Raw genomic sequence first — 13,190 nt, forward strand, 5'->3', positions numbered from 1 at the left:
TCTTGAGATTAGTATAGAAAAGTTAGAAATAATCCGCACTAACTTTTAATTACTATTTGTGCCGCAAGCGGAGCGGCGGAATGGAGTTTAATATGTTTAATACAGTCTATGACAGGATTAAACCGATTATAAGAGTTTCAATAATTGTATTGTTTGTCTGGGGGTTATTCACTAAGAGTCTATTTTCTCTGTTATTAATTATGTACACCGTTGCATTTCAATTCCTTTGTTTTTCTATTATAGAATGGCAAAATAGTAAGAAAGTACTATCTTTATCATATTTTACGATAAGCATGATAATAATAGTATATTACACATCTAAAATTTTATAACTTAGCAGTGACTAGAACTTTATTCATTATTGTTGTGCAACAATAATATCACTACAAATTTTGGGAGCTTAATAGGGCGAATGTCAGCAATATTGTAACGTAAAGCCATCCCACACTTAATATAATGTGGCGATGGCCTATTTACTTATGGGGTATCCCAACATTACCGACAAATTTTTATTAATTTAAAAATGGTGAAATGAACGCTGCATATTTCACGCGGAACCTGCAGGACCTTGGCATCATCGAAAAACCGCTGTTCCTTGTACTCCTCCAGCCACTTGTCGATGATGCCCTTGTAGGGATCGAGTTTCGAGGGGGTTTCCGTGACGAGTGGTGGTGTGGGTGAGAAATCCTCCATCGTTATAGTTTTCGGGAATCCAGGCTGCGGAGAGTGTGGTGGCTTATTAGGCAGAAAGGTCTGGAACTCCACAAACAAGAAGCTCAGGCGAGTCATCTGGCAGTGCAATCACAAGTATGAAGAAAAGGGGAAGGTTCTTTGTAAAAACAGACATGTGGATGAAGAATTACTAAGAGATGCTGTGGTGAAGGCGTTTGAGCATATCCGAGACAATCCGGAATCATACCTGAGAAAATGGGAGAAGGATCTGAAGAGTGAAAGTCCTCTAATCAGGCATCAAGCTAAATATCTTCTTGAGGTAGTCTACAAATTCAAGAATGCAGAGGGTAATCAAATTTACTATGAATTAGTAGAATGTATTAAGGTGAATATATACACGACAATAGTTACATTGATTGACGAGACTGATATTCGAATTGATTAAGTAATCGCATCCTAAATCCGATATAGCTTAGGTGATAGGCGACAGCTTATACTGATATTAGTTGTACAATAATTTTGAAAAGGGTGATGATTTTGACAAAATTCAAGAAAGCCATATCATTCTTCCTGTGCCTTGCTCTAGCCATGACTCCGGTTCCCAGAAAGGTTTTGGCTACGGAGCTCACAAAGGCAGACGCTCCTAATGTTAAGGTAGAAAAGCCTGAGATCATTGGGGAGATTATCGAAAAGAGAGAGAAGAATGTCAAGCATTTCTTGAATGATGACATGTCGTACACGGCTGTCATCTACCCATCAGCTGTACATTACCTTGAAGATGGAAAGCTTACCGACATAGACAACAGCCTGTCAGACGGTGTGGATGAATCAAATGCGCCTGTCCTTGAGAACAGGAAGAACTCCTACAAGGTCAAGATAGCAAAAAGCAGCAATGCATCGAAGCTTGTAACAATAAGGAAAGACCAGTACGAGATAGCATGGAACCTTGATGGCGGGGACAAGACCAAGGTTGTCATCGTGGTACCTGAAGGGGAACTCCCTGAGGACAAGACCGTATTAAGGAACCTGCAGTCAACAGCAAGGTATGAGGAGATACTCCCTGGAATGGACCTTGAGTACGCTGTAATGGCTGAAGAAGTCAAGGAGAACATAGTAGTCAAGTCCAGGATGGAGGTCCCTGAGCTTTCCTTCAGCCTGTACCTGAAGAACATGGTACCTGTCCTGGATGAGAGCGGAAGCATAATGCTGAGGGACATGGCAACAGGTGAGGAAGTCATGGAGATGCCTGCTCCCTTCATGGTTGACGCCCTTGGTGAGGCAAGCTACGGCGTGGAAGTTGGCCTGACAGAGGTCAAGGCAGGAAGCGAGTACAGGCTTACCCTTAAGGTTGACAACGCTTGGCTTGCCGACGAATCAAGGCAGTATCCTGTGGTGATAGACCCTGTGGTCTCAACCACTGTGGAAAGGACGAAGATATTCGACGCACCAGTATCATCAGCGTACCCTAACACAAACTATGTCAACATGGGGCTCCTGAAAGCAGGCTACGGTGCCAGCTCATATGTCAACAGGAGCTTTCTCCAGTTCACGCTGCCTGCACTTACTGCAGCAGACCTAATAGTTGACGCATCCCTTAACCTGGCAACATATACCAGCGTTGTGACACCGAGACAGATAGAGGTGTACAAGGTGAACTCCGCCTGGAGCTCATCCACCATAACGTGGAACAACAAGCCGTCCTACAACTCAGTGAAGGCCGAGGAATACCAGATGGTCTCAGGTTCGTCAGGATCAAGGTTCGACTGGGACATAACGGGGATAGTTAAGGAATGGTACTCCACAGGGGTAAACAACGGCCTCATGCTGAAGAACTCCATAGAAACCAGCGGATACTACATTGACTTCCACTCGTCAGACACCAGCTACGGTGAAGCGTACAGACCCCAGATAACCATAAGCTACGTCAACAATTCGGGACTTGAAGGCTACTGGACCTACCATTCCCAGTCAGTGGGCCGGGCAGGAACAGGGTATGTCAATGACTACAATGGGAACCTGGTGCTTGTCCATGAGGACATATCCCTCACAGGATCAAGGCTGCCCCTGTCACTTGTCCATGTGTGGAACTCCAATGAGGCGGGTACCGACATGGGTTACGGTGCAGGCTGGAGGACAAGCCTAAGCCAGACCGTTGTTCCAAGGACTATAGATGGGATACAGTATTACGCATATACAGACGAGGACGGAACGATACACTATTTCCTGTATGACAGTGCAAAGGGGAAGTATGTGGACGAGTCTGGAATAGATATGTCCATGGCGATAAACGGAGGAAGCACCGAAGAGAGGTATGTCATAACCGACAAGGGAGGGAACAGCCTGATATTCAGCTCCCTGGGAAAGCTTGGAAAGATACGGGAGCTTGAAGGTAACCAGATGACCCTGGCCTATGGAGGCAACGGAGCCCTGTACACAGTGACTGACGGTTCAGGCAGGGTCCTTACGCTTAACACCGACGGCACAGGCAGGCTGCTGTCAATTTCAGATCCTGCAGGAAGGAGCACAAGCTTCACCTACAACGGGACTCAGCTTGAGAGGATAACCTATCCTGACGGCAAGTACAGCACCTACGCCTATGACGGGAACAAGAAGCTCGTAACCGCCACAAACCACGACGGCTACAGGATAGGGTGGTCCTACTACGGAGTGGCTCCGTACAGGGTGCAGAAGATAAGTGAGACAAGCACGTCCAGGGCCCTTGGAGGGGAGCTTACCCTAAGCTACGGTTACAACACCACTGTGTTCACCGACTACCTGGGAAGAAGCAACACATACCAGTTCAACAACCAGGGGAACACCATATCCATAAAGGACAACGGAGGCTATGGAGCCTACTATGGATACGGCACAGCAGGGTCAACGAAGAACAAGCTGACCATTGAGTCAAAGCTTCAGAAGACAGTGGTCAACGAGCTTAGAAACCATGGAGGGGAAAGCGGATCATACTGGACCCTTGAGCAGCATAACGGTTCAACGGGTACGCTGGCCTATGTGTCAGACCAGAAGCAGCTTGGGAACCAGTCAATAAGGATCACCAAGACAGGCAATGCCGGCACGGTTTTCGCGTCGCAGCTGGTTACCCTTGCCAAGGGAAATACATACACGCTGTCAGCCTACATGAAGACCAGTGGTGTCACTTCAGGAAGTTCAATGGGAGCCCTTGCAGCTGTAAGGTACCAGGATGCAGCAGGCTGGAAATATGCATATGGGAAGTATGTGTCAGGGACCAATGACTGGACAAGGGTCGAGGTGAGCTTTACCATACCATCAAATGCCATATCAGGAAGCGCCTATGCGTGCATAGGTATCGAGGGTGAGAGCGGAACCGCATGGTTCGACTCGATCCAGCTTGAGGAAGGCTCCATCGCAAACAGGTATAGCCTTGTGCAGAACGGGGATTTCAAGTATGGTCTGGACGGATGGTCATCAGGGGGTTTCACCACGGGAGACGGGGCAGTGGTTACAAGCGACAGCAACCACCCGTCAAGCATTGATGACAACGTCCTTAAGATAAACGGAAATGCAGGGACGAACAAGAGCCTGGTACAGAACATAAACGTATCTGGAAGCGCAGGTGATGTTTTCGTCATGGGCGGCTGGGCCAAGGGAGCCTCAGTGCCTTTGTCGGGACTCAGGTACTTTGCACTTGACCTTGTGATAAGGAAGACAGACGGGACAACCCAGTGGGCTGCAGTGAACTTCAACGAGGATTCCGGAGACTGGCAGTACATGTCCTCTCCGATAATAGCGGACGGAAGCTACAGCAGCATATCAATATATGCGCTGTACTACCTGAACCATAACACCGCATACTTCGATGGCATACAGCTGTACAGGGAGGAGTACGGACAGAGCTACCAGTACGATTCGAACGGAAACGTGACCTCCACCGTGGACCTTGCCAAGCAGAACACAAGCTTCGATTACAACACGCAGAATGACCTTGTGAAGTTAACAGATCCCAAGGGCAGCTTCTTCACCTACGAGTATTCAGCTGACGGGAAGAGGAGGCTGACCAAGGCCACCTCCGCTGAGAATGTGGTGTACAGCTTCGAATACGACAGCTACGGAAACCCAAGGAAGGCGAAGGTAAGCGGCGCCACATCCTTCATGGAGTCATCATCAACTTATACCGCAAGCGGAGCATACGCAGATACAATTACCGACAGTTCAGGCAACAGCGTAAGCTATGCCTACAACGAGAGCAAGGGAACACTGACGAGCGTCACAGACCCTAAGGGGAAGACAGCAACCTACAGCTATGACAGCAATACTGATGCGCTTACCGGGGTATCGAAGACGGTTGACGGAAGCGTTGTGACAAACGGGTACACATATGAGAACGACAGGCTGAAGACCATAGCACACAACGGGTTCAGCTATACCTTCGGGTATGATGCATTGGGGAATAGCACCACCGTATCTGCAGGAAGCCAGACCCTCATAACAAACAGCTTCGACCTGAGGACCGGAAGGCTGCTTGAGTCCACCTATGGAAATGGGCACAAGGTAGCCACAGACTATGACAACCTGGACAGGGTGGCGACATACAAGGTATGGAACAGTGCGACAGGCCAGTACGAGGTGAAGTTCAGGTACGGCTATGATGCATCGGGGAACCTTGGCTACCTGGAGGATGTGGTAAACAGTGCAAGCTACAGGTATGTGTATGACCTTGCAGACCGCCTTGTTAAGATATCAGGAAGCGACGGAAGCAGCCTGACAAACGGCTTTGACGTCAACAACAATGTCAGCAGTATAACCGAGACAGGAAACGGCACCACATACACGACATCCTATGAATATGACAAGGACAACAGGCCAAAGAAGGTGACCCTTGGAAGCGGCGCATATGGCTTGACGAGCTATGGCGAGTTAGGCAGGATCGATACATCAGTCATAAGCACAGGTTCAGCAACCTGGACCGTTAACTACGCCTACCATGCGGGAGTCAACGGGTCCACCACAGCAAGGATTGCATCCATAACCAACAATGGAAGCGCCATATCCTACACGTATGACCAGAACGGGAACATAGAGACCATAACAGATGGGACCAGGTTCACTAAGTACTACTATAATGAGCTGAACGAGGTCATAAGGGAAGACAATGGATACCTGAACAAGTCAATAACCTACACATATGATGCAGGCGGCAACATCCTTAACAAGAAGGAGTATGCCTACACCAACGGAACCCTAGGTACAGTGCTTTCCACCATAGCCTACACCTATGGCGACACTAACTGGAAGGACAAGCTTACAGCGTACAACGGTAAAGCCATCTCCTATGACGCCATAGGAAATCCGTTGTCTTACGACGGATGGACCTACACCTGGGAAAATGGCAGGCAGCTGAAGAGTTTAAGCAACGCTTCAACCAGCCTCAGCTTCAAGTACAACTCCGACGGGATAAGGACAGAGAAGACTGTAAATGGAGTGACCACCAAGTACACAGTATTTGGTGACAAGGTCAGCTTCGAGACTACAGGCTCGGACAAGATCCACTACAGCTATGATGCTTCGGGGAACCTCTTCTCGATGAACCTGAACGGAACAGAATACTACTACGTGAGGAACGCCCAGGGGGACATCACAGGGCTTATTGATAATGCAGGGAACCTTGTGGTTAGCTATACCTACGACACATGGGGGAAGCTGATCGCAACAACTGGAAGTCTAGCGAGCACGATTGGAGTTAAGAATCCATACAGGTACAGGGGATACCGCTACGACACAGAGACAGGACTTTACTATGTAGGCGCAAGATACTATGATCCGGAAATCGGTCGGTTTATTAATGTGGATACCACGGATATTCTTGATGGTGGCAATGACCATATGCTCGAAAATAACCTCTTTGCGTATTGCTTCAACAATCCGGTCAACATGAGTGACGAAGATGGCCATTGGCCGAAGTGGGCAATGAAAGCATTAATTGGTGCAGGATCAATTGCTTTGGGGGCTGCGATTACAGTAGCTACAGGCGGTGCTGGAGCCGCTTTTATTCCAGCATTAGTCGCTGGAACCCAAGCGGCATTAGCAAGTGCGGCAATTGGTGCTGCAGTAGGCGCTGGTACGAGTGCAGTTTCCCATAGAGTATCTACCGGAAGCTGGAAAGGGACAGAAAAAGCAGCTTTAAATGGGGCTATTAACGGCGCGGTAGAAGGATTTATGACCGGTGGAATTATGGCTGGGGCATCGCAAGTTTTAAGTGGAGGATTTAAAGTTGCAGCGAATTTAGGCGCAAAGACCGGGAGAAACGGCGGCATTAACTTAGCTAAGAATGTCAAAATATTATCTACAAATAATGTAAATTTCCATGAAGCCGGAGGAACATTGCTAAAGATAGGGACAAAAGTCTCCAATATTAGATTTGATGTTGGTGTTAAAAGCTTATTTCATATGAATGTTCAATTCACCCAAAATATTCATGTTCCTATAGGAATTATAGGTTCAGGCATATATGGGGGATTTAGGAAATGAAGATAAAGGTAGATAACCATGCATATATCAATACTGCCGATATCTTAATTAGTGGGTTGCATTGCATACCGGAAAATATAGCAAAACTGATTAACATATTTGAGTTTAAGAAAGAGATTGAAATTATTGCTGATATGGGCTTTGCAGATGAAGAAAGTTTCTCACCTAAAAAAATTGAAAGTATACAATTGCGGCATGAAGCCTCATTTGAAAAAAACAAGTATTCTAATGGTTTTTTTAGGTTGGTATCTTTATCAAATAAATGTCAGGACTTCCTGAAAGACTCATTCACTTTTGATATTGAACATATAGCTATTTACAGTTTCAAAGACGAAAGTTTATTTGGCCAAAACATATCTTATGATATGTGCAGAAGGTTGATAAAGCAAAAGAGACTGGATGTATTTGTGGTGTTTACAATTGACGAATCTAAAATCGTGATTACACTTAACAAAGAAACTTACAATGCGAAACAGATAGCAGCAAAAATCAAAGTGTTATTTTAACCTGAGTTGCAATAATAACGTATTTCACAGAAAGACATTTTTCGTAAATGTTCGGAATAAGTATTGGATTCAAGCCTGTATCGGGAGGCTCCCATGTATGGTATGAGATGGAGTTCAATATTGACTCTTCTGGTTGGCAATACCTTATGGGAACTGTAATACCAAGCGTGGCGTTCAATCAGGTTGACATATATGTAATGTACCAAAACAACCTTAACACCGCCTACTTCGATGGCATACAGCTGTACAGGGAGGAGTACGGACAGAGCTACCAGTACGATTCGAACGGAAACGTGACCTCCACCGTGGACCTTGCCAAGCAGAACACAAGCTTCGATTACAACACGCAGAATGACCTTGTGAAGTTAACAGATCCCAAGGGCAGCTTCTTCACCTACGAGTATTCAGCTGACGGGAAGAGGAGGCTGACCAAGGCCACCTCCGCTGAGAATGTGGTGTACAGCTTCGAATACGACAGCTACGGAAACCCAAGGAAGGCGAAGGTAAGCGGCGCCACATCCTTCATGGAGTCATCATCAACTTATACCGCAAGCGGAGCATACGCAGATACAATTACCGACAGTTCAGGCAACAGCGTAAGCTATGCATACAACGAGAGCAAGGGAACACTGACAAGCGGCACAGACCCGAAGGGGAAGACAGCAACCTACAGCTATGACAGCAATACTGATGCGCTAACCGGGGTATCGAAGACGGTTGACGGAAGCGTTGTGACAAATGGATACACATATGAGAACGACAGTCTGAAGACCATAGCACACAACGGGTTCAGCTATACCTTCGGTTATGATGCATTGGGGAATAGCACCACCGTATCTGCAGGAAGCCAGACCCTCATAACAAACAGCTTCGACCTGAGGACTGGAAGGCTGCTTGAGTCCACCTATGGAAACGGGCACAAGGTAGCCACAGACTACGATAACCTGGACAGGGTGGCGACATACAAGGTATGGAACAGTGCGACAGGCCAGTACGAGGTGAAGTTCAGGTACGGCTATGACGCATCGGGGAACCTTGGCTACTTGGAGGATGTGGTAAACAGTGCAAGCTACAGATATGTGTATGACCTTGCAGACCGCCTTGTTAAGATATCAGGAAGCGATGGAAGCAGCCTGACAAATGGCTTTGATATCAACAACAATGTCAGTGGAATAACCGAGACGTTTGGGTCAGTTAATAACCAAGATATGGCATACAATCATGTCTCCAATAGTTCGTCGGTTGAAAATCCAAGCTTTATTGCCTCATATGCATTTGATGCGAACAATTCATCAAGATGTTCAAGTTATGCTACAGATAATGAATGGATATATGTTGATCTTGGGAGCAGTAAGAGCATCGGCAGAGTGGTTCTTGATTGGGAATATGCCTATGGAAAAAGCTATGATATTCAAGTATCGAATGATGCTACTAGCTGGACTACTGTTTTCAGTACAGAAACTGGTAATGGTGGAATCGATGATATTAGTGGCCTTTCCGCAACTGGACGATATGTAAGAATGAACGGGAGGCTCAGAGGTACAATATATGGATACTCCCTTTGGAGCTTTGAAGTATACAGTGGGGACAGCGTTACTGTAAACTATGAATATGACAATGACAACAGGCCAAAGAAGGTGACCCTGGGAAGCGGCGCATATGGCTTGACGAACTATGGCGAGTTAGGAAGGATCGATACATCAGTCATAAGTACAGGTTCAGCAACCTGGACCGTTAACTACGCCTACCATTCAGGAGTCAACGGGTCCACCACAGCAAGGGTAGCATCCGTAACCAACAATGGAAGCGCAGTGTCATACACCTATGACCAGAACGGGAACATAGAGACCATAACAGACGGGACCAAGTTCACGAAGTACTACTACAATGAGCTTAACGAGGTCATAAGGGAAGACAATGGATATCTGAACAAATCCATAACCTATACATACGATGCCGGAGGAAACATCCTTAACAAGAAGGAGTATGCCTACACCAATGGAACACTTGGTGCAGTGCTGACCACTGTAGCCTACACCTATGGCGACACTAACTGGAAGGACAAGCTTACAGCGTATAACGGCAAGGCAATAACCTATGATGCAATAGGGAATCCACTAAACTATGACGGCTGGACCTATACCTGGGAGAATGGAAGACAGCTGAAGAGCCTAAGCAACGTTTCAACCAGCCTCAGCTTCAAGTACAACTTTGACGGGATAAGGACAGAGAAAACTGTAAATGGAGTGACCACCAAGTACACAGTATTTGGTGACAAGGTCAGCTTCGAGACCACTGGATCGGACAAGATCCACTACAGCTATGATGCTTCAGGGAACCTCTTCTCAATGAACATGAACGGAACAGAATACTACTACACAAGGAACGCCCAGGGGGACATCACAGGGCTTATTGATAATGCAGGAAACCTTGTGGTCAGCTACACCTACGACACCTGGGGGAAGCTGATCTCTACAACGGGAAGTCTTGCTAGCACGATTGGAGTTAAAAATCCATACCGCTACAGAGGATACCGCTACGACACAGAGACCGGACTTTACTATCTCCAGTCAAGGTACTACAATCCTGACTGGGGCAGGTTTGTCAATGCGGACGATTCAGGCATTCTTGAAGTTGACCAGGACAGTCTGATTGAAAATAACCTCTTCGTCTATGCGCTGAATAATCCAGTGAACAGTATCGATGAATCAGGATATATCACCATTGAAATATACTTGATTGTACAGGGCATTAGTGTTGCAGTTACGGTAATATCTGCGGTTGTTCTTACAATTAATCAACGTAAAAACATTGCAGCTTGCATAAATGGTTATGTTACACAAACATATGAAAATCTTAAGTTTGTAAGTCAACTGTTCGCACGAACCTATTCAATTTTATATACTAAATCTAAAGGTAAAACAAATCAAAAAGATACAGGATTGATTGGCGTATCTGATGAAGAGATAGCGAGAGCTTTAGATGACAAGAGTATTTCAAAGAAGAGAAGTCACGACTTCAGAAAGAACAAAAAGCACGAAAACAACGTAATGTAAAGAAGAGAAAAAATTATAATCAAAGTAAATAAGCGTTCAAGTAAAATAGTATTATTAAATCAATGATGTTTCATAGGAGGGGTCTATTTGAAGTATGAAGAAAAAGAAAAGTATCTAATAGAGTTAATAGAGGGAAATCAATCAGAATTTGATTTTGAAATGATTAAATTGCTATCAAAAGATAAAGATAATCAAATTAGATACTTAGTTGCAGAAGCCGTTGGTAATTTAGAACAACCGAAACTGGGAGAAATTCTGTATTAACTTCTGTACGATTCAAGTTATTTGGTGAGAATTCAAGCAATTCAGTCGATTCCGGATAAAATCGATTCAAAATTATGGGAAAAGATAAAAGATATGAGCCAAAAAGATAAGAATTATCTCGTAAGGGGATATGCGTTAGGAGCATATTCAAATTATGTTGAATTTTCTGATATTACGAGCATGAGGGAGTTTGTGTTTGATCGTCTTGATAAAGAAAAATACGGTTTCAATAAAATTTTTGCATATTCATCATTATATATGCTAGGTGATGAACGAAGCATTTACCCTTTGATAAGGATGTTTGATTCGAAAAATTATAGAAATAAATGTGCTGTATTGAATTCTCTTCTAGATATTTTAAATGAAAAAAATAAAGATATAATAAAACAATTTGTTGATAAAAAAAACAAAAATAAATTTCCAAATTCAATTCAGCCATTATTCGATGAACTAGTGGAAGAACTTGCAAAATTGTGATATTGATTGACGTGCCAAAACACATACCTATGGCGACACAAGCTGGAAGGACAAGCTTACAGCCTACAATGGAAAGGCCATCTCCTATGACGCCATAGGGAATCCACTAAACTATGACGGCTGGACCTATACCTGGGAAAATGGCAGGCAGCTTAAGAGCTTGAGCAACGCTTCAACCAGCCTAAGCTTCAAGTACAACTCTGACGGGATAAGGACAGAGAAGACAGTGAACGGCGTCACCACAAAGTACACCCTCTTTGGAGACAAAGTTTCCTTCGAGACCACAGGTTAATGATAGGGCTATGACTCACATCCCCCTTACAATTTCTAACTTAAGTAAGCTAATTAATTAATAGCCTAATAAAATAAAAGGGGGCTTATTATGGAAATAATAGAAGTAACCAACAGATTATGGGATTTAAGGGTGATTGGGTTTTTGTATGACCCTATACAAGGAGTCGCTGAAATAAAGCTTGAAGATGATATAGTACATGTGATTAAATTTACAAATATAAAATCTTTAGTATTCAATCAAAATCCTTCAGATTATTATAAGAAAGACTACACTTATTTTGAACTTAATGAGATTTTCTTTGAGATAAGAAATTTAAAGGTATATAAAAATAATAAGGTAATTTTGAATATGAAGTTTAATATTATACTTGAATTAACATTGTCCACAGTCTTAATATTAGCCGAAAAGATTGAAATTGATAATGTGATATTTGATATTCAAAGAGGTTCCTTTGTTCTCTGATTAATGGGTGGGGGATGGGATGAAGAACCCACAGAAATCCGAAGCGAATAAATGAGACGAAAGTAAACCTATGACTCTTCCAGTTATTGTTGCAAACGACAGATGGATTTACAGGTGAAATCTCCGATCTTGTGACACAATCGCAGGAGGTTACACATGAGTCAGTATTAAGGAGGATGAGAAAATGATGGATGCCCATATGGCCTTGGATGTTTTAAATGAAATGTTGAATGAGTCAGGTTTTGATTTTGACAATCCTAATCCGAAATTAGCATGGGATGTTTTTAAGGAGTTTTCGAATATCAAGGTTGACGTATCTGATGATGCTCTTTTATTTCAATGTGGGGAATATGATCATACAGGAGAAACCTTATTCCACTTCGAGCTTGTCAGGCAGTTTAGTTTTGAGGTGGACGAAGAATATGACCATATGGAACAATTAAGGCTTACCATATACTATAAACCTAATGAAGAATTAAAAGGGTTAGATAAGACCGTATGGACCTATGATTATAACTCCAAGGATGAATTCTTCAATGAACTGGAAAAAATAGATTCTATTAGAATACCTTTGGAGAAATACGTGCCTTTTGCAGCAGAAACGGATCAGGAAGAAATATAGTCATGTCTCCAAAATGTATCTTTCAAGAAATGCATCTACTTCTACGGAGAAGGAACTGGCTCAGAATGGAATCTCTTTTTAAAGTTATTTTGGATTCCAGTATTTCGCTTAAAACTGATAGTTAAATTAGCCGAAATGATTCTTAAATGGCAAGGGGGGGTACTATTACGCAGAATTCAATTTTGCGTGTTAGTATCTCCTTGTTGCCTAAACACACATTGAGACAGTGATACTCCGTAAGCGGAAATTGTACAGCACATAGCAGCCAAACAAGTGTTTTGAGATAATCAAACCATCAATACGAGTGGAGTGATTATCATGCCGTCATC

General features: G+C 44.0%; 9 protein-coding genes. All 9 read left to right on the forward strand.

Annotated features, from left to right (window positions below; all coding sequences use genetic code 11):
• Window positions 1-658: 658 nt before the first annotated feature.
• Window positions 659-1,117, forward strand: coding sequence for a recombinase zinc beta ribbon domain-containing protein (locus tag J2Z34_RS16845; protein ID WP_209461036.1), 459 nt, complete (start codon window positions 659-661; stop codon window positions 1,115-1,117).
• Window positions 1,118-1,209: 92 nt separating this feature from the next.
• On the forward strand, window positions 1,210-7,179 hold the full coding sequence (locus tag J2Z34_RS16850; protein ID WP_209461037.1) for a DNRLRE domain-containing protein: 5,970 nt from the start codon (window positions 1,210-1,212) through the stop codon (window positions 7,177-7,179).
• The gene (locus J2Z34_RS16855; protein ID WP_209461038.1) at window positions 7,176-7,685 is read left to right on the forward strand and encodes a hypothetical protein; all 510 of its coding nucleotides are present in this window, start codon (window positions 7,176-7,178) and stop codon (window positions 7,683-7,685) included. Before J2Z34_RS16850 ends, J2Z34_RS16855 begins: the two co-directional genes overlap by 4 nt.
• A 47-nt stretch (window positions 7,686-7,732) precedes the next feature.
• Window positions 7,733-10,741: an RHS repeat-associated core domain-containing protein gene (locus tag J2Z34_RS16860; protein ID WP_209461039.1), complete on the forward strand. Its 3,009-nt coding sequence runs from the start codon at window positions 7,733-7,735 to the stop codon at window positions 10,739-10,741.
• Window positions 10,742-10,828: 87 nt separating this feature from the next.
• The gene (locus J2Z34_RS16865) at window positions 10,829-11,005 is read left to right on the forward strand and encodes a hypothetical protein (protein WP_209461040.1); all 177 of its coding nucleotides are present in this window, start codon (window positions 10,829-10,831) and stop codon (window positions 11,003-11,005) included.
• A 24-nt stretch (window positions 11,006-11,029) separates the two neighbouring features.
• Window positions 11,030-11,482 carry a hypothetical protein gene (locus tag J2Z34_RS16870; RefSeq protein ID WP_209461041.1) on the forward strand — a complete coding sequence of 151 codons (453 nt, stop codon included), beginning with the start codon at window positions 11,030-11,032 and terminating at the stop codon, window positions 11,480-11,482.
• A 160-nt stretch (window positions 11,483-11,642) separates the two neighbouring features.
• Window positions 11,643-11,774, forward strand: coding sequence for a hypothetical protein (locus J2Z34_RS17830; protein ID WP_280922345.1), 132 nt, complete (start codon window positions 11,643-11,645; stop codon window positions 11,772-11,774).
• A 90-nt stretch (window positions 11,775-11,864) separates the two neighbouring features.
• Window positions 11,865-12,239, forward strand: coding sequence for a hypothetical protein (locus tag J2Z34_RS16875; protein ID WP_209461042.1), 375 nt, complete (start codon window positions 11,865-11,867; stop codon window positions 12,237-12,239).
• A gap of 184 nt (window positions 12,240-12,423) precedes the next feature.
• Entirely contained in the window at window positions 12,424-12,861 is a 438-nt protein-coding gene (locus J2Z34_RS16880; RefSeq protein WP_209461043.1) for a hypothetical protein, read from the forward strand.
• Window positions 12,862-13,190 lie beyond the last annotated feature (329 nt).

Source organism: Youngiibacter multivorans, assembly GCF_017873395.1.
Taxonomy (GTDB): Bacteria; Bacillota; Clostridia; order Clostridiales; family Clostridiaceae; genus Youngiibacter; species Youngiibacter multivorans.

Bases quoted from the DNA above. Each gene is read 5' to 3' on its own strand.
- J2Z34_RS16855 (WP_209461038.1), top strand. From the start codon at position 7,176: ATGAAGATAAAGGTAGATAACCATGCATATATCAATACTGCCGATATC.
- J2Z34_RS16860 (WP_209461039.1), top strand. From the start codon at position 7,733: ATGTTCGGAATAAGTATTGGATTCAAGCCTGTATCGGGAGGCTCCCAT.
- J2Z34_RS16875 (WP_209461042.1), top strand. From the start codon at position 11,865: ATGGAAATAATAGAAGTAACCAACAGATTATGGGATTTAAGGGTGATT.
- J2Z34_RS16880 (WP_209461043.1), top strand. From the start codon at position 12,424: ATGATGGATGCCCATATGGCCTTGGATGTTTTAAATGAAATGTTGAAT.